Genomic DNA, 19869 nt, shown 5'->3' with positions numbered 1-19869 from the left:
AAAACCGCCATGCGGCGGCTTTGTCGCCGCATATGCGATTTTCCTAACAAAAAGCCGGGCTGAACCCGGCTTTTTTGAGGTCATGGAGATGACAATTCGGTTATTTGGCGGGCGCCGGTGCCGGCGTCGCAGGGGCGGGAGCTGCACCTTCAGCCGGCTTGGCCGGAGCGGCACCCTCGGCCGGCTTGGCCGGCGCCGTTGCATCGGCGGCGGCACCTGGCGTCGGCAGCGGCTTCGGGCTATCCGACAGCGTGCGCAGATAGGCAATGACGTTGGCGCGGTCCTCGTCCTTCGGCAGGCCGGCAAAGCCCATCGCCGTGCCCTTCACGAATTTCTTCGGCGAGGTGATGAAGTGGTTGAGATTGTCATAGGTCCACTTCTCGGCGCCGCCCTTGGAAAACTCCTTCATGCCGGCCGAATAGGCAAAGCCCTCATGCTCGGCGACGGGGCGGTCGACGATGTCCCAGAGATCCGGGCCGACCTTGTTGGGGCCGCCTTTTTCGCCGGAATGGCAGGCCTGGCATTTCTTAAAGACGGCCGCACCTTGCTCGACATTGGCGGTGGCCAAAAGGTCGGCGATCGGCTTCGCCTCTGCTGCGGGTCCGGCGGCGCCGCCTTCGGCAGGCTCCGTCGCCTCGATGGCAAAGCCGGGTTTTTCCGGCGCCGGCGAGGCAAACAGGGCGTCGGACACCAAACCGACCGAGAAGACGACGAAACAGGTTCCAAGCAACCCGGCGAGCAGTTTGTTGACTTCGTTGGAATCCATACGCCCCAGGGCTCCCTTTTCCGGCGGACCTCTCCGTCCACTCCGTCCGTCGGTATCGTGACCCACCCCGTCGAGCCGGTCAAATCGGGCGGAAACTAGGTCTTTTGCTTGGGCGTTGCAACACCTATAAGGGCGCTTCCAGTGAGACCTTTTGCCACTTTCCCCATCCTCTTTCGAACGCCTTGCAACCTCGATGTCCACGCTCATCCTGATCCCGGCCCGCATGGCCTCGACGCGCCTGCCGGGCAAGCCGCTGGCCGACATAGCCGGCGCGCCGATGATCGTCCATGTCGCCCGCCGCGCCGCTGAGGCTGGGCTTGGCCGGGTAGTGGTGGCAACCGACACGCGCAACGTGGCCGAAGCGGTGCGCGCGCACGGTTTCGAGGCGGTGATGACGCGCACCGACCACGAATCCGGTTCCGACCGTATCTTCGAGGCGCTGACCGCCCTCGACCCCGATCGCAAGGTCGAAACCATCGTCAATGTGCAGGGCGACCTGCCGACCATCGATCCCAAGATCATCGGTGCGGCGCTGAAACCGTTCGAGGACGCTGCGGTCGACATCGCCACGCTCGGCGTCGAGATCGTCCGCGACGAGGAAAAGGCCAACCCCAACGTCGTCAAGATCGTCGGTTCGCCGTTGTCGGCGACACGGCTGAAGGCGCTCTATTTCACCCGCGCCACCGCGCCCTGGGGCGAGGGGCCGCTCTATCACCATGTCGGCCTCTACGCCTATCGGCGCTCAGCCCTCGAACGCTTCGTCGCGCTAAAACCTTCGCCGCTCGAACGGCGCGAGCGGCTGGAGCAGTTGCGGGCGGTGGAGGCCGGTATGCGCATCGATGCCGAGATCGTGCAATCGCTGCCGCTGGGCGTCGACACGCCGGAAGACCTCGAACGCGCCCGACAAATTCTTTCCTGAGACCTTCAACCTGAGATATCGGCATGCCTGACAAGACCAACAGAATAGCCTTCCAAGGCGAACCGGGCGCCAATTCCGACACCGCCAGCCGCAACATGTTCCCTTCGATGGAGCCGTTGCCGTGCCCCACCTTCGAGGATGCCTTCAACGCGGTCGAGACCAACAAGGCCGACCTCGCCATGATCCCGATCGAAAACACCATCGCCGGCCGCGTCGCCGACATTCATCATCTCTTGCCGGAATCGAAACTCCACATCGTCGGCGAGTATTTTCTGCCGATCCACTTCCAGCTGATGGTGCTGCCAGGCGTCAAACGCGAAGAGATCAAGACCGTGCACAGCCATATCCATGCGCTGGGACAGTGCCGCAAATACATCCGCAAGAACGGTTGGAAGCCGGTGATCGCCGGCGACACGGCGGGCTCTGCGAAGCTGGTCTCGGAGCTCAAGGACCGCACCATGGCCTCGCTCGCCCCGGCGCTAGCCGCAGAACTCTACGGCCTCGACATCATCGAGAAGAACGTCGAGGACACGGATTCGAATGTCACCCGCTTTGTCGTGCTGACCAAGGACAAGCGATTGGCCGAACGGCCCTCGGCCGACACCAAGATGATGACGACCTTCATGTTCCGTGTCCGCAACGTGCCGGCTGCGCTCTACAAGGCAATGGGCGGTTTCGCCACCAACGGCGTCAACATGACGAAGCTGGAGAGCTATCAGTTGGGCGCCTTCACCGCGACGCTGTTCTACGCCGATATCGAGGGCCATCCCGACGATCCACTGGTCAAGCTGGCGCTGGACGAACTGCGCTTCTTCTCGCGCGAAGTGCGCATTCTGGGTGTCTATCCCGCCAGCGAGTCGCGCGAGCAGTGGAAGGTCGCGGACTAAGGTTCCCCTAAACCAGCAGGGTCAGCGGCACATAGTCGATTTCCATGAAGGTTTCGACTTCCGGGATCCAGCGGTCGCGCACGAAGGCAACGTGGTCGGGATGCTCGTTATATCTGGTGTAGGCGGCCTGATCGACGAACTCCATCGAGAAGCCGAAGTGATAGTCGTTCTTCGGGCTGACTTGCCGCAGCGGCTCGAAATGGGTGACGCCCTTGATTGCGCTGAGAATGCGCTTGGCATCGGAGAGGAACCGCTTTTCCTCCAGCGAGTACTGCGGGTGCTTCAGGGTGAAAACCACGGTGTGACGGATCATTTTTTGCTCCCGTTAAGCAATTCCAGGAAAAGTGTGAAGCGGTTTTCCGTCCGGAATTGCGTAAAATAACAAGTCTTATTCGCTGTCGACCCAGGCGCGGATCAGATGATGCGCGATCGCGCCTTTCGGCGGCGTGACCAGATTGTCCTTGTGCGTCCTCTCCAGCATGGAACGCACCTCGTCGCGAAAAAACCAGCGGCAATCTTCCAACTCGTTGAGATCGGCCTGGATGTCGTCACTGAGCGGTTCGCCGAAACAGCCGATCATCAGCGAATAGGGGAACGGCCAGGGTTGGCTGGCATGGTAGACAACGCGGCCGAGCCGGATGCCGGCTTCCTCCAGCGTTTCGCGGCGCACCGCCGCCTCGATCGTCTCGCCCGGCTCGATGAAGCCGGCAAGCGCCGAGTACATGCCGGGCCCGAAATGCCGGCCGCGGCCGAGCAGGCATTTTTCCCGCGTCGCCGTCAGCATAATCGCCACCGGATCGGTGCGTGGAAAGTGCTCGGTGCCGCAATTTGGGCAATGGCGCTTGTAGCCGCCGGCCCGCATTTGCGATTCATGGCCGCATTTGCTGCAGAAGCGATGGGTGGCATGCCAGGCAAGCAGGGCGGCGCCTTGCGCCAGCGCGCCCGCTGCCGCCTCGTCGATCAGCCCCTGCATATAGACCGAGCGATAATCGATCGCCTTCATGGTCTCCGGCAGCTGTTCGGGATCGAGGCCGACCGGCACGGCAAGTACCGGGCCGCTCTCGGCAAAGCCAAGCAGCACGCCTTGTGCGAGTGATGGCTGCAGCTTCTGGCTCTCAGCCAGATCGAACCAAGGGTCGAAGCTGCCATCGTGCAATTTCAGATACAGCCGTCCGCCATGCATCGGCAGAAGACGTGCCGAGGGATCGGCCAACGCCCTTTCGACGGAATCGTCGGCGCGGTTCTCGGATTGCCGATCAATCGTGTTTCCGGCGAAGCCGACGAACTGGCTCGGTTCGCGCAAGGGCGCGTCAAAAAGGCGAAGGGTCATGGAAGCTCGAACGTCTAGGGATGGACACAGGCGGCTTATAGCGCCGCCTTGATCTGTTGCGCAAACTGGCGGATGCCTGAACGCTCATAGGGCTCGCGCATGCCGTGCCCCCACACCGGCCCCGGCCAGCCCGGATCGCCTTCCGAGCGGGCGATGACGTGGACATGCAATTGCCGAACGATGTTGCCGAGCGCGCCGGTGTTGATCTTGGTGCAGCTCGTGGTTCTTTTCAGCGCCTGCGCCACCATGTTGGTTTCGAAGGTCAACATCGCCTGGTCGAGCGGCGTCATGTCGTGGATTTCTTCGGCCCCCGGCCGCTGCGGCACCAGGACCAGCCATGGCCAGCGGCTATCGTTCATCACCCTGAGCTCGCACAGGCCGAGCCACATCAGCTGCTCGCTATCCGCCTCCAGCCTGGAGTCGAGCGTGAATCCGGCCTTGAGGCCCGGTAGCATTGGCGTTTCCCTTGCGCTTCTCGCATTATTCCCAAACTCATCACGCTAGAGCGGCTGCACGGGGGCTGCAAGCGATTCATTGAGCGGCGGAGTTCACGGGCATCCGATTCTCAATGCACCCTTGCATTTGATCGCTGAATTGCCGATATGGAACGCGGGAGGTTGGTGGTGGACGATCCACTCGCCAACCGGGTCAGGTCCGGAAGGAAGCAGCCCTAACGAGCCCGGAACGGGTCATTGTTCCAGCCTCCCACCTCATCGGCCCCTCTCGCGACATTGACGACGCATTGCAGCGCGGGCGAGACTATTGGAGCAATTCCAGGGAAAGTGTGAGCGGTTTCCCGTCCGGAATTGCGTTAAAGCAAAGGGTAGAGCGGTTTGCCGTTTCAGAAAACGGTGAAACGATCTAGCAGGAATCGGCTACGCTGAGACGCGGCCTTTTGGAGCTTTACGGGCGAATGAGCGAAGCCGGAAATTCGGACCCCGAAAACCTGGAGAAGCAAAAGGCCGTCGCCTATCGCGTGCTGGCGCGCAAATATCGTCCGTCGAATTTCTCCGAACTGATCGGCCAGGAGCCGATGGTCCGCACTTTGACCAACGCTTTCTCCACAGGCCGCATCGCCCAGGCCTGGATGCTGACCGGCGTGCGCGGCGTCGGTAAGACCACGACGGCGCGCATCCTGGCACGGGCGCTCAACTACAAGACGCCGACGGTCGACCATCCCTCGGTCGACCTCGCCTTCCTGGGCGAGCACTGCCAGGCGATCATGGAAGGCCGCCATGTCGACGTCATCGAGATGGACGCCGCGTCGCATACCGGCATCGACGACATCAGGGACATTATCGAGCGCGTGCGCTATGCCCCGGTGTCGGCGCGCTACAAAGTCTACATCATCGACGAAGTGCACATGCTCTCCACCCAGGCCTTCAACGGCCTGTTGAAGACGCTGGAAGAACCGCCGCCGCACGTCAAATTCATCTTTGCCACCACCGAAATCCGCAAGGTGCCGATCACCGTGCTGTCGCGCTGCCAGCGTTTCGACCTGAGACGCATCGATGCCGGCGCACTGGTCGCGCACCTCTCCTCGATTGCCGGCAAGGAAGGCATATCGGTCGACGACGACGCGCTGGCGATGATCGCGCGCGCCGCCGAAGGCTCGGCCCGCGATTCGCTCTCCATCCTCGACCAGGCAATCGCCCATGGCGGCGGCGCCGTCAGCGCCGAAGCGGTGCGCGCCATGCTGGGTCTCGCCGACCGCGCCCGCATCGTCGACCTGTTCGAACATGTCATGAAAGGCGATGTGGCGGCCGCCCTTGCCGAATTCCGCAACCAGTACGACACCGGCGCCGATCCGACTGCCGTGCTGACCGATCTGGCCGAATTCAACCACCTCGTCACCCGGCTGCGCTTCGTGCCGACGGCTGCCGACGACGCTTCCCTGTCCGAGGATGAGCGCCGCCGCGGCGCCGACTTCGCCAGCACGCTGTCGGTCAAGGTTCTGTCGCGAACCTGGCAGATGCTCTTGAAAGGCATTCCCGAGGTGCAGTCATCCAACCGACCGGTCAGCGCCGGCGAGATGGTGCTGATCCGGCTGGCGCATGCCGCCGACCTGCCGACGCTGGACGAGGCGCTGAAATCTCTAGAGAGCGGCGCTCCGGCGTCCGGTGGTGTTTCACGCCCGAATGGTGCGCCGGTAAATGCCGGCAATGGCGGCGGCGCCAGCGCGGTAGCGCAGACCCGGATGCCGTCCGGGCCAGCCGGTGCGCAAACCATGCGATTGGTCGACGCGCCCCCGGTCGCCTTTGTCGCGCCTCCGCAGCCGGTCGTCGAGCCGCAATCGCCGCCGCTGAAATCGCTGGCCGATATTGTCGCTCTTGCCGACGCGCAGCGTGACATCGCCTTCAAGGTGCTGGTCAAGAGCTGTATTCGCCTGGTGCGCATCGAGCCCGGCCGTATCGACGTCGGCCTGACCGCCGATGCGCCCAAGATGCTGCTCAACGACTTGACGACGAAGCTGCGGGCCTGGACCGGCCGCAACTGGCTGGTGTCATTGTCGAAGGAAGAGGGCGGCCAAACGCTGGCCGAGATGGAATCGACCAGGCGCGAGACCGCTTTCTCCGACGCGAAAAGCGATCCGGCGGTGGCCGCCATCCTGGCGCGCTTTCCCGGCGCCAAGATCATCGACGTGCGCATTCCCGACGCGCCGGAAGTCGACACCGACAAGGCCGAAGCGCCGGTCGAGCCGCCGTCCGACGACGACGAAACCTGACCATAGCCACGAATCCGCAAAGGACCCGACCATGAAAGATCTTCTCGGCCTGATGGGCAAGGCGAAGGAAATGCAGGCCAAGTTCCAGGCCATGCAGGACGAGATCGCGACGATTGAAGCAAGCGGGCAGGCGGGCGGCGGGCTGGTCAATGTCACGCTGACCGGCAAGTTCGAAATGAAGTCGCTGAAGATCGATCCGTCGCTGTTCAAGGAGGACGAGGTCGAGATTCTCGAAGACCTGCTGCTGGCCGCTCACAATGACGCCAAAAATAAGGTCGAGCAGATTATGCAGGAGAAGACCAAGGCGCTGACGGCAGGCTTGCCGATCCCGCCCGGAATGAAATTGCCGTTCTGAGCCGGCTCCAACCAGTTAATTGATTATGAAGGGAAATCGGCTGCGGGGGCTGTTGTTAAGACTTTCTCCGGCTTTGCTCACGCGGACATATCCGGGCATTTATAAAGTTTTACCTATGCTGCACGAAAGCTAATCCTTTAGCCATCTTTTTGCCTTTAAGAGTCTCATTCTTGCCACATCTCGGGGCGGGCTGGCATCTGGACAATGAGGCATTTTTGTTGATCGCGACGCGATGGAAGACGCCGCTTCTGCTCGGCATCATCTTCTCCCCTATGTTCCTGGCCGGTTGCAGCCAGACCACGTCTTCGCACGGCCTGTCGGTCGCCAGCCTGACCGACGCCATCACGCCCAGTTTCCTTTCGACGCGCGCCTACCGCAACACGCCGAAGGAGAAGGAATGCCTGGAGCGGGCGATGTTCTTCGAGTCCAACCGCTCGAGCCGTGACGGCATGATCGCCGTCGGCACGGTGGTGATGAACCGGCTGCGCTCCGGCAATCATGGCAGCACCATTTGCCAAGTGGTTGGCGAACCGGGCCAGTTCGCGCCCGGCGTGATGACGCGGGCGATGAATTCGAAAGCGATGCCCGATGTCGAGGAGGCCGCCGATGCGGTGCTCAAGGGCGAGCGCAAGGCCAAGCTGAAGAACACGATGTACTTCCACACCGCCGGCCTGAGGTTCCCCTACAAGAACATGCATTACACCATGGTTGCCGGCGGCAACGCCTTCTACGAGAAGCGCGGCCGCAACTGGCAGCCGCTGCCGGATGAATCCACGACCATGGTTGCCTCGGGGACGCCGCGCGCGCCTGTGCCTGAAGCGCCGGTGCAGGTTGCCTACGCCGAGCCGGTGGTGAAGACCATTGTCCGTCCAGATCCTGCCAAGCAGGCCGCGGCGGTTCGCGCAGCCAAGGCGACACGTGCCCCGGCCGAGCAGACCTATGTGACGGCTTCCGCGGCGCCCGCCAAGAGCGCCCGCGTCGCCGCCAAGCAGACGGAGGTGGCGATGCAGGAGCCGATGGCCGAGCCGGATGCCTCGCGTTTCGGCGGCACGCTGAACGCCCGCTACATCACCTCGGTTCCATCGGCGACGCAGGAAGCGTCGATGGGCTTCCAGTCGACGCCTGAGAACACCGACGCTATCGGCGCAATGATCGTCGATCAAACCCGGCCGCTCTCAGCCTACTGACGCCTAAAACAGTTTCCGAGCCCGCCATGGTAGCATGGCGGGCTCGGTGCGTATGCGGCATGTTTCAAAGCGCGCGGAAAAATCCTAGATCAGTGCGATGTCGAAGCGAATCGCCGGTCCCGAGATCGAACGCCTGATCCAGCTCCTGGCCAAGGTCCCGGGACTAGGGCCGCGTTCGGCCAGGCGTGCGGCACTGCACCTCATCAAGAAGAAGGAGCAGCTTTTGTCGCCGCTCGCCGCCGCCATGGCTGAAGCCGCCGACAAGGTGCGCATCTGCACGACCTGCGGCAATGTCGATACCTCCGACCCTTGCATGATCTGCACCGATCCGCGCCGCGATGCCTCGACGCTGATCGTCGTCGAGGATGTCTCCGACCTCTGGGCGCTGGAGCGGGCGGCGGCCATGAATGTGCGCTACCACGTGCTCGGCGGCACGCTGTCGCCGCTCGACGGCATCGGCCCCGACCAGCTCAATGTCCGCTCGCTGGTCGACCGCGTCGCCGGCGGCGAGGTGAAGGAGGTGATCCTCGCCGTCAACGCCACCGTCGAGGGCCAGACGACGGCGCATTATCTCACCGACCAGTTGTCGGGCTTCGAGGTCAAGGTGACACGACTTGCCCATGGCGTGCCGGTTGGCGGCGAGCTTGATTATCTGGATGAGGGTACGCTGGCAGCCGCGTTGCGATCGCGGACGGCGTTTTGACGCAATTGGCGGGGATGCTCCGGAGATGACAGCATTCCTTCGGGCCCCCCTCTGTCCTGCCGGACATCTCCCCCTCAAGGGGGGAGATCAGCAGCTTCTCGGGCGGCATTCTTCTTTCAACGCTGGTGGTTGGCGAAAACCGAAGCGACAGCCAATCTCCCCCCTTGAGGGGGAGATGTCCGGCAGGACAGAGGGGGGCGCGACAGAACGCGGATCTTTCGGATTGGCGCTCGTTGCGCTCCTCGCATCCCTTGTTGCCCTGCTTTTTGTAGCCCCCGCCTCCGCGGCCAAAATCGACGACCAGTTCCGCGCCTGGCTGCAAACCGATCTCTGGCCGGAAGCCCAGACCAAAGGCATCTCCAAATCCACCTTCGACGCCGCTTTCGACGGCGTGAAGCCGAACCTCAAACTGCCCGACCTCGTTCTGCCCGGCGAAAAGCCCAACACGCCGCAGAAGCAGCATCAGGCGGAGTTCGGTTCGCCCGGCGCCTATTTCGCCGAAAAGACGGTGCGCGCCGTCACGTCAGGTGGGCGCACGCGCGAGGCGGCCAACGCCAGGACGCTGGTTGCGATCGAAAAGCGCTACGGTGTCCCGGGCGAGATACTGTTGGCGATCTGGGGCCGCGAGACCGGCTTCGGCGCGGCGAAAATGCCCTACGACGCCTTCGAGGTTCTCGGCACCAAGGCGTTCATGTCGACCAGGAAGGACTTCTTCCGCACCGAGGTGCTGGCGGCGCTCGAGATCGTCGAGCATGGGTTGGCGCCGATCGGCGCCATGAAATCGTCCTGGGCCGGCGCGCTCGGCCAGCCGCAATTCATGCCGACCTCGTTCCTGAAGCACGCCGTCGACTACGACGGTGATGGGCACCCGGACATCTGGAATTCGACGCCGGACGTGCTGGCCTCGATCGCCAACTATCTCGTCCACTATGGCTGGGTGAAGGGGCGTGGCTGGGGTTTCGAGGTGACGGTGCCGGAAAGCGTTTCCTGCTCGCTCGAAGGTCCCGACCAGGGCAAGAAGATCTCAGCCTGGGCGGCGATGGGAATCAGCCGCGTCGGCGGCAAAGCCTTTCCGGCCAACGAACTGAAGGCGGAAGGGTTCCTTTTGATGCCGGCCGGACGCAGCGGTCCGGCCTTCATCGCCACGCCCAATTTCTACGTGCTGAAACAGTACAACACCAGCGACCTGTACGCCCTGTTCATCGGCCATGGCGCTGACCGCATCGCCCATGGCGATGCTGATTTCGTCGGCATCTGGGGTGCGGTCGGCGGCCTGCATCGTTCCGACATCGCCGCGCTGCAACGGGCGCTGGAGGCCAAGGGCTACGATGTCGGCAGCGCCGATGGTCTGCCCGGCTTCAAGACCCGCCGCTCGATCGGCTCCTGGCAGGAAAAGAACGGCCGCCCCGCCACCTGCTTCCCCGACGCCGATCTGGTTGCTGCCATCAAGTAACACCGAAAAGAGCCAGATTTTTCCCCCATCGGCGGCTGCAATTGGCTCGCCCATGCTTCGACGCGCACAGCATATTCCGGTCCAGTATGCCGGCTCGCAAAAATGCCCGTTGCCGGTTGGAGGGCTGCCGGATAGGGTGTTGACCAACTGGAAAAAAATCAACACGGTATGGGGTCTAACGGTCGTCCTCCGGCCGCGAAAAAGATTACTGCAGCCTGAGCCGGGAACTCGGGGTCAACAATCAACAAAACAGGGAACAATAATCATGATGATGGAAAAGTTTGCTCTACGTTCGCGCGTCTGGCTCGCAGGTGCTGCCATGTCCGCTCTGCTCATTGGCGTCGCGCCGGCCTTTGCCGCGACCCCCGCCGACACGCTGGTCGAAGGTTTTGCCATCGACGACATCATCTCCATGGATCCGGGCGAGGCGTTCGAACTGTCGACCGCCGAAGTCACCGGCAACACCTATGATCTGCTGGTCCGCCTCGACCTCAGCGACACCTCCAAGGTCAAGGGCGACCTTGCCGAGAGCTGGACCGTCTCCGACGACGGCCTGGTCTATACGTTCAAGCTCAAGCCCGGCCTAAAGTTCGCTTCGGGCAATCCACTGACGGCCGCCGATGTCGCCTATTCCTTCGAGCGCGCCATCAAGCTGGATAAGCCGCCGGCATTCATCATCAACCAGTTCGGCATCAGCGGCGACAATGTTGCCGACAAGGCCAAGGCCGTCGACGACACCACCTTCCAGTTCACCGTCGACAAGGCCTATGCGCCGAGCTTCGTGTTAAACTGCCTGTCGGCAACGGTCGCTTCGGTCGTCGACGCAAAGCTGGTCAAGGAACATGTCGCCGCGGTGACGCCGAGTGCCGACTACAAATGGGACAACGATTTCGGCAACGCCTTCCTGAAGACCGGTTATGCCGGCTCCGGCGCCTACAAGCTGCGCGAATGGCGGGCCAATGAGGTCGTCGTGCTGGAGCGCAACGACAATTACAATGGCGAGAAGGCCAAGCTCGCCCGCGTCATCTACCGCAACATGAAGGAAAGCTCGGCACAGCGCCTGGCGCTCGAAGCAGGCGACATCGACGTTGCCCGCAACCTCGAGCCGAACGATCTCGACGCCATCGCCAAGAATGCCGATCTCACCACGACCAGCGCGCCGAAGGGCACGGTCTTTTACATCAGTCTCAACCAGAAGAATCCGAACCTCGCCAAGCCCGAGGTTCGCCAGGCGTTCAAATATCTGGTGGACTACGATGCGCTGAGCACGACCATCCTCAAGGGCATTGGCGAGATTCACCAGACCTTCCTGCCCAAGGGCGTGCTGGGCGAACTGGACGAAAATCCGTTCAAGTTCGACGTCGCCAAGGCCAAAGAACTGCTGACCAAGGCCGGCCTGGCCGACGGCTTCAGCGTAACCATGGATGTACGCACGGGACAGCCGACCACCGGCATGGCGGAATCGATCCAGCAGACGCTTGGCCAGGCCGGCATCAAGCTGGAAATTATCCCCGGCGACGGCAAGCAGACGCTGACCAAATACCGCGCCCGCAATCATGACATCTATATCGGCCAGTGGGGCCAGGACTATTTCGATCCGAACTCCAACGCCCAGACCTTTGCCTCAAACCCGGACAATTCGGATGAAGGCAAGACCAAGACGCTGGCCTGGCGCAATGCCTGGGACATCCCGGACCTGACAAAGCAGACCGAAGCAGCCTTGCTGGAGAAGGATGCCGGCAAGCGCGCCGATATGTACAAGAGCCTTGAAAAGACGATCCTCGACACCAGCCCCTTCGTCATCATCCACCAGCAGTTGGAAGTGGCAGGCCTGCGCAAAAACCTGAAAGGCTTTGCCCTCGGTCCGAGCTTCGACACCAACTTCGTCGGCCCGGTCTCCAAGGAATAGCGCCGGCGGACGCGCCCTGATGAGCGCGATTGAAAACCAGGCGACGGCGGGGCAGGGAAGCGCCCGCGCCGTCGCTATTTTATTGGCCATCGGCCGCTTCCTGGTCATCGCCGTCACCACCTATCTCGGCCTCCTCGCGGTGACCTTTTTCATCGGCCGCGTCATCCCGATTGATCCGGTGCTGGCGGTGCTCGGCGACCGCGCACCGGCCAATGTCGTCGAGCGCACCCGCCGCGAGATGGGGCTCGACCTGCCGTTGATCGAGCAATTCTATATCTATCTCAAGCATGCGCTGAACGGCGATTTCGGCACCTCTGTGCTGACCACCAATCCTGTGATGACCGACATCCGCCGTGCCTTTCCGGCAACGATCGAACTGGCGACTTTGGGCACTCTGATAGGCTCGTTGATCGGCGTGCCGCTCGGCGTGCTGGCAGCGGTAAAACGCGGCAGTCTCATCGACCAGATCGTTCGCATTGTCGGCCTGATTGGCTATTCCGTGCCTATCTTCTGGATCGGGCTTTTGGGGCTTGTCCTGTTCTACGCCAAGCTCCAATGGGTGGCTTTTCCCGGCCGCCTCGACATCGTCTACGAGTACACATTCACACCGATCACCGGCTTCTACCTGCTCGACGCCGCGCTGCAGGGCCAGTGGGATGTCTTCTACGACGCTTACCGCCACATCATCCTGCCGGCAGGGCTGCTGGGCTATTTCTCGCTCGCCTATATCAGCCGAATGACGCGCTCATTCATGCTGAATGAGCTGTCGCAGGAATACATCGTCGCCGCGCGCGCCAAGGGCCTGTCTGAAACGCGAATCATCTGGGGCCATGCGCTGCGCAACGCCGCGGTGCCGATGGTCACGGTGATCGCGCTGTCCTATGCCGGGCTGCTCGAAGGTTCGGTGCTGACAGAGACGGTGTTCTCCTGGCCCGGCATCGGCCTCTACATCACCAATTCGCTGCAGAACGCCGACATGAACGCCGTGCTCGGCGGCACCATCGTCATCGGTTCGGTGTTCATCGGCATCAATCTCCTGTCCGATGTTCTCTACAAGGTGCTCGATCCGAGGACGAAGACAGGATGAGCGCCGAAGCAATCCAAACGCGCCGCGATTGGCTGCTCAGCGATCGGCCTGCCTCGCGCATGCAGGCACGGCTCGGCCGCGCCTATGTCGCCTGGCGGCGCTTTTCCGCCAACCGGCTGGCGTTTCTCGGCCTGCTCATCATCATCGCGCTGCTACTGGTCGCCGCCTTTGCCGATGTGCTGGCGCCCTATTCGCCGACCATCGGCGATCTCAAGAATGCCCGGCTTTTGGCGCCGAGTGCGGCGCATTGGTTCGGCACCGACGATCTCGGCCGCGATATCTATTCGCGCATTCTTTTCGGCTCGCGCTGGACGCTCTATGTCGTCATTCTCGTCGCCGTCATCGCAGCCCCCATCGGCCTTTTGGTCGGCACCGTCGCCGGCTATGCCGGCGGCTGGACCGATGCCATTCTGATGCGCATTACCGACATCTTCCTCGCCTTTCCCAAGCTGATCCTGGCACTGGCCTTTGTCGCCGCCCTTGGTCCCGGGATCGAAAACGCGGTGCTGGCCATCGCCATCACCTCGTGGCCGCCTTACGCGCGAATTGCGCGGGCCGAGACGATGACCGTGCGCAATTCGGATTACATCAAGGCGGTGCAATTGATGGGCGCCTCTCCGTTCCGCATCGTGCTGCGCCACATCATGCCGCTCTGCATCTCTTCGCTGATCATCCGGGTGACGCTCGATATGGCCGGCATCATCCTCACCGCCGCCGGCCTCGGCTTCCTCGGCCTGGGCGCCCAGCCGCCGCTGCCGGAATGGGGCACCATGATCGCGTCCGGCCGCCGCTTCGTGCTCGACCAATGGTGGGTGGCCGGCGCGCCGGGCTTCGCCATCCTCATCGTCAGCCTCGGCTTCAACCTGCTTGGCGACGGCCTGCGCGATGCGCTCGATCCCCGGAGTGGCGACCAATGAGTGGTGACCAATGAGCGGTGCACTTCTCGATGTCGACGACCTGCGCGTCACCTTCCCGACTCGGACCGGCCTCATCCAGGCGGTGCGCGGCGTCACTTTTTCGCTTGGCCGAGAGCGGCTGGGCATTGTCGGCGAAAGCGGCTCCGGCAAGTCGCAGACCGGCCGCGCCATCATGGGCCTGACGCCGCCGCAGGCGCTAGTGTCGGCCAAGAAGCTCGCCCTCGACGGCATCGACCTTCTGGCCATACCGGCCCGTCAGCGCCGGGCGCTGCGCGGCAAACGCATCGCCATGATCCTGCAGGATCCGAAATATTCGCTCGACCCCGTGATGAGCATCGGCCGCCAGATCGTCGAGACGCTGCGCACGCATGAAAAGGTCTCCAAGGCCGAAGCGCGCGAGCGGGCGCTGGCCATGCTGGAAGCTGTGCAGATCCGCGATCCCTCGCGTGTCTTCGACCTGCATCCGCACGAGGTGTCCGGCGGGATGGGCCAGCGCGCCATGATCGCAATGATGCTGATCGCCGGACCGGAACTGATGATCGCCGACGAGCCGACCTCGGCGCTCGACGTCACCGTGCAGCTCGATGTGCTCGGCATCCTCGACCGCTTGGTCAGTGAGCGCGGCATGGGCCTGATCTTCATCTCGCACGATCTGCGGCTGGTCGCCTCCTTCTGCGACCGCGTCATCGTCATGTATGCCGGCAAGGTGGTCGAGCAGCTCAAGGCGTCGGAGCTGCGCGACGCCCAGCATCCCTACACGCGCGGCCTGCTCAACTGCATGCCCAGGATCGGTTACGAACGCCACCCGCTGCCGGTGCTCGACCGCAAGCCGGAGTGGGCGGCATGACGCCAGCCATTTCGATTGAAGGGCTGGAGGTGGTGTTCGACCGTTTTCGCGCGCTGAAAGGGGCGAACCTCGAGGTGAAGTCCGGCGAATCCTTCGGCCTGGTCGGCGAGAGCGGTTCCGGCAAGTCGACGCTGCTCAAAGCCATTGCCGGCCTGGTGCCGGCCAAATCCGGCACTATCACGGTCAACGGCAAGACGCTGGGAGCGCGCCGCGACAAGGCTTTTTATCGCGAAGTGCAGATGGTCTTCCAGGACCCGTATGGTTCGCTGCACCCGCGCCAGACCGTAGACCGCCTGCTACAGGAACCGCTCGCCATTCACGGCTTTGCCGATGGCGAGCAACGCATCCAGCGCGCCCTTGACGAGGTCGGATTAGGCAACGGTTTCCGTTTCCGCTACGCGCACCAGCTCTCCGGCGGTCAGCGTCAGCGCGTGGCGATCGCGCGGGCGCTCATCCTCGAACCGTCGATCCTGCTGCTCGACGAACCAACCTCGGCGCTCGACGCTTCGGTGCAGGCGGAAGTGCTCAACCTGCTGGAAGAGGTTCGCCGTCGGCGCAAGCTGACCTTCCTGATGGTCAGCCACGACCTCGCCATCATCACCCATATGTGCGAGCGCCTGATGGTGATGCAGAATGGCGAAGCGGTGGAGAACCTGACAGCGGGCCAGCTGATCGGGCACCGCGTGGAGAAGGATTACACACGCAATTTGCTTAGGGCGAGCGAGGGGTTTGTTCGGACGGCGTGAACTAGTTTCTTCCGCAGAATAATCGCTTGGGGAATTCCATGGAAGAATGGAAGTTTGCAGATCCGCCCAATGTCGCGGTGCTATCGGACAAGAGCATATTCAAACGGGGCGACTGGATCGCATACGTTGTGCATGAAGCTGACGATGACGAGAACTACAACGATGAAGGGGGCAGTTGGCAATTCTATAGCAGCGACTCTCGAGATTGGGATGAACGCGAGATAATGCTCGTTGGCCTGCAAGAGGTGGTGCAGCAGGATGAAAGCATCCTGGCATTGGCCGACTTGCCAAAAGGCTGGCATGCTTGGCGGACCTCAAAATCATCGCCATGGCAGCGAGCGAAATCGCGCCCCCCTCTAACGATAACGAATGATCCGGCAAAGCCTTAAGCGGGGTCTTGCGCCAGTTCGCCGTTCTCCGGAACAGATGGTTCGTCCCCCTGCTTAGGCTCCTTGATCCTGAACCACGTCACATAAAGCGCCGGCAGGAACAGCAGCGTGATCGCCGTGCCGGCGATGATGCCGCCCATCATGGCGTAGGCCATCGGGCCCCAGAACACTTCGCGCGCGATCGGGATCAGCCCCAGGCTGGCGGCCGCGGCCGTCAGCGCGATCGGCCGCATGCGGTGCTCGGTCGCTTCGATCACGGCTTCCCAGCGGTCTTGGCCCTCGGCCACCAGATCCTCGATCTGCACGATCAGGATCACCGAGTTGCGGATCAGGATGCCGATCAGCGCCAGGACGCCCAGAATGGCGACGAAGCCGAGCGGTGCGCCGCTCGGCACCAGGGCCGCGACCACGCCGATCAGGCCAAGCGGCGCCACCTCCACCACCAGGAACAGGCGCTGAAAACTTTGCAACTGGATCATCAGGATGGTCGCCATCACGAACAGCATCAGCGGCACCACCGCTGCGGCTTTTTGCGCTTTCTTCGACCGAGCCGGCGGTTGCAACGGAATAGCGGGCGGCAGTTTGGCGATGAAGGCGTCGACCGACGGCTTCAATTCGTTGACCACGGTGGCCGGCAGCACGTCGCCAACGAGGCCTGCGCGAACGGTGATCGTCGGGATGCGGTTGCGCCGCCACACCGTCGGCTGTTCGAGGTCGTAGCGGAAGTCGCCACTGCCGCGAGCGGGATCGCTTCGCCGTTCCCGGTGACGGGTGAGCTGTCACGGACTGCCCCGTACGTGTATCGGTCGGCTGGTTAAGACCCGGTCTGTCGAAGTGGCCCGCATCGACGACAGGCCCAATCGCCCGGCGGCGGTGCCAACTTGAGGAAAACGTGAAATAAGGTCAGAAGAGGCCTTGGCATTCATCTAACGAGAACGGGCGTCGGCCCGATGAGGGACGAAATGAAGAACGCAGCCATTTCCGAGCGCAAGAACCAGTCGATCTCGCGCGGCGTCGGCATGACGACGCAGATCTATGCCGACCGCGCCGAGAATTCGGAGATCTGGGATGTAGAAGGCCGCCGATACATCGATTTCTCCTCGGGCATCGCCGTCGTCAACACCGGCCACCGCCATCCCAGGGTGATCGAGGCGGTCAAGGTACAGCTCGACCGCTTCACCCATACCTGCCACCAGGTCGTGCCCTATGAGAGCTATGTGCGGCTGGCCGAACGGCTGAACGGCATGCTGCCCGGCAAGTTCGAGAAGAAGACCATCTTCGTCACCACGGGCGCTGAAGCCGTCGAGAACGCCATCAAGATCGCCCGCAACGCCACTGGCCGCCAAGCCGTCATCGCCTTTGCCGGCGGCTTCCACGGCCGCACCTTCATGGGCATGGCGCTGACCGGCAAGGTCGTGCCCTACAAGGTCGGCTTCGGCGCCATGCCGGGCGACGTCTACCACGCGCCGTTTCCGGTGCCGCTGCACGGCGTGTCTACAGCCGATTCGCTGGCCGCACTCGACAAACTGTTCAAGGCCGATGTCGATCCGGCTCGCGTTGCCGCCATCATCATCGAGCCGGTCCAGGGCGAGGGCGGCTTCTACGACGCGCCGCGCGAATTCCTGACGGCGCTGCGCAAGCTCTGCGACCAGCACGGCATGCTGCTGATCGCCGATGAGGTGCAGACCGGCTTTGCCCGCACCGGCAAGATGTTCGCCATGGATCATCATGAGGTCGCGGCCGACATTACCACCATGGCGAAAAGCCTGGCCGGCGGCTTCCCGCTGGCGGCGGTCACCGGCCGCGCCGACATCATGGATGCGCCCGGTCCTGGCGGGCTCGGCGGCACCTATGGCGGCAGCCCGATCGGTGTCGCCGCAGCACACGCCGTGCTTGACGTCATCGAGGACGAAAAGCTGTGCGACCGCGCCAATACGCTGGGCGCCCGGCTGAAGCAGCGGCTGCAGTCGATCCGCGACGACGTGCCCGAGATTGTCGACATCAGGGGTCTCGGCTTCATGAACGCGGTCGAGTTCAACGACGTCAAGAAGGGCCTGCCGTCGGCCGAGATCGCCAATGCGATCCGGCTGAAGGCGCTCGACAAGGGGCTGATCCTGCTGACCTGCGGCGTCTACGGCAACGTCATCCGTTTCCTGGCTCCGATCACCATCCAGGACAATGTCATGAACGAGGCGCTCGACATTCTGGAAAGCTCGATCCGCGAAGTCTGCGCTGCCTAGTGCAAACCCCTACCTCGCCCTTGTGGGGAGGTCGGACCGCAGGTCCGGGTGGGGGCCTCGCGCCGACCCCAACCCCGCTGCTTCGCAGCGACCCTCCCCACAAGGGGGAGGGTAAGTGCGTCTAGCCCGCAGCCCGTGCCGGCTCATCCTGCTGGAACGCGGCCAGCGCCGCCTTCAGCCCATCAGGCCCTTCCGCAACAGTCTGCGCCATCGGCGAAAACCCGGCCCCGAGCATCTTGCGGCCCAGCATATGGTCGCCCGGCCTGTTGACGGATTCGATGCCGAGCAGCCGGCTTCCAGCATAGTGGTAGATCGAGAACTTGTTCTCAGCGAGGTCGCCCAGCACGACATGGCTGTCGCCGCCCGAGGTCAGCCCGACCATCTGCAGTTTCATGTCGCCGATGTCAGACCAGAACCACGGCACCGCCGAATAGGCGTCCGTATGGCCGGTGATCGTGCGTGCGGCAAGCCGCGCCTGGTCGGTGGCGTTCTGCACCGATTCCAGCCGCACGTCGCCGCCGGTCGACCAGTGGCGGTAGGAAGCGGCGTCGCCGATGGCCAGAATATCAGGCACTGAGGTGCGCATCTGTTGGTCGACGCGGATGCCATTGGCGACAGTCAGTCCGGCAGCCTGAGCAAGTTCGACATTCGGCACGGCGCCGATGCCGACGATGACCATGCGCGCGGGCAGCCTTTCGCCGGTGGAGGTGATGGCAGCGCAGACATGGCCGTTTTCCCCTTCCAGCCTGGCAATGGTGGTGCCGGTGAGGATACGCACGCCGATCGCCTCCAGCCGTTGGCGGACATGGCTCGCCACCACCGGCGCCACGGCGCGGCCAAGCAGCCGGTCGACAGCCTCGACCAGGGTGACGTTGCGGCCGGCGGCCCTCAGCGTAGCCGCGATCTCCAGCCCGATGAAGCCGCCGCCGAGGATGACCACGTCTTCGCTTTGGGCGCTGAGCTGGCGGATCAGCCGCGCATCGGCGATCGAGCGCAGCGACAGCACGCCCGAGAGGTCGGCGCCCGGCAGCGGCAGGAGCCGCGGCCGCGAACCGGTGGCCAGGATGAGCCGGTCGAACGGCAGCACGCCGCCGCCTGCCATGTCCAGCTTGCGGCCTGCCGTATCGATGCTGTCGATTCGGACGCCCGGCCTGAAGTCGATGGCGCTGCCGGTGTAAAAGGCCTCGCCGCGCAAGGGTTGCGGCTTGGCATCGGCGTCCTTGATGAAGGTCTTCGACAGCGGTGGCTTGTGATAGGGCAGATCGGTTTCGTCGCCGATCAGTACGACAGGCCCGTCATGGCCTTCCTCGCGCAGGCTGGCGGCCGCTTGCACGCCCGCATGACCCGCACCGAGAATGACGACCCCGTTCTTCATCGCAAACCGAATTCCTGTTTCAAATCTGGAGCAT

20 protein-coding genes and 1 other RNA gene are annotated in these 19869 nt (G+C 63.1%); 15 read left to right on the top strand and 6 right to left on the bottom strand.

Annotated elements, in window-relative coordinates; all coding sequences use genetic code 11:
- Nucleotides 1-100: 100 nt before the first annotated feature.
- Complete coding sequence (locus tag NKI10_RS04735) at nt 101-766, bottom strand: c-type cytochrome (RefSeq protein WP_023669512.1); 666 nt, start codon at nt 764-766, stop codon at nt 101-103.
- 193 nt (nt 767-959) lie between these two features.
- On the opposite strand from NKI10_RS04735, the gene NKI10_RS04730 reads away from it, so the two are divergent.
- Together NKI10_RS04730 and NKI10_RS04725 are read left to right on the top strand one after the other, a co-directional pair.
- Nucleotides 960-1685, top strand: a complete 726-nt coding sequence (locus tag NKI10_RS04730; protein WP_023669513.1) for a 3-deoxy-manno-octulosonate cytidylyltransferase — start codon at nt 960-962, stop codon at nt 1683-1685.
- Between the two features lie 23 nt (nt 1686-1708).
- Nucleotides 1709-2572, top strand: coding sequence for a prephenate dehydratase (locus NKI10_RS04725; protein ID WP_023682034.1), 864 nt, complete (start codon nt 1709-1711; stop codon nt 2570-2572).
- A gap of 7 nt (nt 2573-2579) precedes the next feature.
- On the opposite strand, the gene NKI10_RS04720 is transcribed toward NKI10_RS04725, so the two are convergent.
- The 3 genes from NKI10_RS04720 to NKI10_RS04710 all read right to left on the bottom strand — a co-directional run bounded on the left by NKI10_RS04720 (nt 2580) and on the right by NKI10_RS04710 (nt 4357).
- Nucleotides 2580-2885 (bottom strand): Dabb family protein, encoded by a 306-nt coding sequence (locus tag NKI10_RS04720; protein WP_023669515.1) that lies wholly within the window; start codon nt 2883-2885, stop codon nt 2580-2582.
- A 75-nt stretch (nt 2886-2960) separates the two neighbouring features.
- On the bottom strand, nt 2961-3902 hold the full coding sequence (nudC, locus tag NKI10_RS04715; RefSeq protein WP_023751922.1) for an NAD(+) diphosphatase: 942 nt from the start codon (nt 3900-3902) through the stop codon (nt 2961-2963).
- Nucleotides 3903-3937: 35 nt separating this feature from the next.
- Entirely contained in the window at nt 3938-4357 is a 420-nt protein-coding gene (locus tag NKI10_RS04710) for an HIT domain-containing protein (protein ID WP_023669517.1), read from the bottom strand.
- 157 nt (nt 4358-4514) lie between these two features.
- On the opposite strand from NKI10_RS04710, the gene ffs reads away from it, so the two are divergent.
- The 12 genes from ffs to NKI10_RS04650 all read left to right on the top strand — a co-directional run bounded on the left by ffs (nt 4515) and on the right by NKI10_RS04650 (nt 16220).
- Nucleotides 4515-4611, top strand: an RNA gene (gene ffs, locus NKI10_RS04705) — signal recognition particle sRNA small type.
- A 204-nt stretch (nt 4612-4815) separates the two neighbouring features.
- Nucleotides 4816-6627, top strand: coding sequence for a DNA polymerase III subunit gamma/tau (locus NKI10_RS04700; protein ID WP_023703500.1), 1812 nt, complete (start codon nt 4816-4818; stop codon nt 6625-6627).
- A 31-nt stretch (nt 6628-6658) separates the two neighbouring features.
- Nucleotides 6659-6982, top strand: a complete 324-nt coding sequence (locus NKI10_RS04695; RefSeq protein ID WP_023669519.1) for a YbaB/EbfC family nucleoid-associated protein — start codon at nt 6659-6661, stop codon at nt 6980-6982.
- 218 nt (nt 6983-7200) lie between these two features.
- The gene (locus NKI10_RS04690; protein ID WP_023736155.1) at nt 7201-8169 is read left to right on the top strand and encodes a cell wall hydrolase; all 969 of its coding nucleotides are present in this window, start codon (nt 7201-7203) and stop codon (nt 8167-8169) included.
- A gap of 97 nt (nt 8170-8266) precedes the next feature.
- Nucleotides 8267-8872, top strand: coding sequence for a recombination mediator RecR (recR, locus tag NKI10_RS04685; RefSeq protein ID WP_023669521.1), 606 nt, complete (start codon nt 8267-8269; stop codon nt 8870-8872).
- 175 nt (nt 8873-9047) lie between these two features.
- Nucleotides 9048-10325, top strand: coding sequence for a lytic murein transglycosylase (locus NKI10_RS04680; protein WP_352858894.1), 1278 nt, complete (start codon nt 9048-9050; stop codon nt 10323-10325).
- Nucleotides 10326-10590: 265 nt separating this feature from the next.
- Nucleotides 10591-12234: an ABC transporter substrate-binding protein gene (locus NKI10_RS04675; RefSeq protein WP_352858892.1), complete on the top strand. Its 1644-nt coding sequence runs from the start codon at nt 10591-10593 to the stop codon at nt 12232-12234.
- Nucleotides 12235-12253: 19 nt separating this feature from the next.
- A complete protein-coding gene (locus tag NKI10_RS04670) occupies nt 12254-13321 on the top strand; it encodes an ABC transporter permease (RefSeq protein ID WP_023669524.1) in 1068 nt (355 codons plus the stop codon).
- Nucleotides 13318-14238 (top strand): nickel transporter permease, encoded by a 921-nt coding sequence (gene nikC / locus NKI10_RS04665; RefSeq protein ID WP_023682024.1) that lies wholly within the window; start codon nt 13318-13320, stop codon nt 14236-14238. Before NKI10_RS04670 ends, nikC begins: the two co-directional genes overlap by 4 nt.
- A gap of 10 nt (nt 14239-14248) precedes the next feature.
- Nucleotides 14249-15085 (top strand): ABC transporter ATP-binding protein, encoded by an 837-nt coding sequence (locus tag NKI10_RS04660; RefSeq protein WP_023682023.1) that lies wholly within the window; start codon nt 14249-14251, stop codon nt 15083-15085.
- The gene (locus NKI10_RS04655; RefSeq protein ID WP_352858890.1) at nt 15082-15831 is read left to right on the top strand and encodes an ABC transporter ATP-binding protein; all 750 of its coding nucleotides are present in this window, start codon (nt 15082-15084) and stop codon (nt 15829-15831) included. Before NKI10_RS04660 ends, NKI10_RS04655 begins: the two co-directional genes overlap by 4 nt.
- Before the next feature lie 38 nt (nt 15832-15869).
- On the top strand, nt 15870-16220 hold the full coding sequence (locus NKI10_RS04650) for a hypothetical protein (RefSeq protein WP_352858888.1): 351 nt from the start codon (nt 15870-15872) through the stop codon (nt 16218-16220).
- On the opposite strand, the gene NKI10_RS04645 is transcribed toward NKI10_RS04650, so the two are convergent.
- Nucleotides 16217-16918 (bottom strand): efflux RND transporter permease subunit, encoded by a 702-nt coding sequence (locus tag NKI10_RS04645; RefSeq protein ID WP_352858886.1) that lies wholly within the window; start codon nt 16916-16918, stop codon nt 16217-16219. The genes NKI10_RS04650 and NKI10_RS04645 overlap by 4 nt on opposite strands.
- Before the next feature lie 264 nt (nt 16919-17182).
- On the opposite strand from NKI10_RS04645, the gene NKI10_RS04640 reads away from it, so the two are divergent.
- Nucleotides 17183-18460 (top strand): 4-aminobutyrate--2-oxoglutarate transaminase, encoded by a 1278-nt coding sequence (locus NKI10_RS04640; RefSeq protein WP_023703491.1) that lies wholly within the window; start codon nt 17183-17185, stop codon nt 18458-18460.
- Nucleotides 18461-18581: 121 nt separating this feature from the next.
- On the opposite strand, the gene NKI10_RS04635 is transcribed toward NKI10_RS04640, so the two are convergent.
- Nucleotides 18582-19835 (bottom strand): NAD(P)/FAD-dependent oxidoreductase, encoded by a 1254-nt coding sequence (locus NKI10_RS04635; RefSeq protein ID WP_352858884.1) that lies wholly within the window; start codon nt 19833-19835, stop codon nt 18582-18584.
- Between the last annotated feature and the right edge of the window lie 34 nt (nt 19836-19869).

Source organism: Mesorhizobium sp. M0802, assembly GCF_040320115.1.
In the GTDB taxonomy this organism is placed as follows: Bacteria; Pseudomonadota; Alphaproteobacteria; order Rhizobiales; family Rhizobiaceae; genus Mesorhizobium.
The sequence above is the reverse complement of the archived record's forward strand: the minus strand, read 5'-3'. Positions and strand labels throughout refer to the sequence as shown.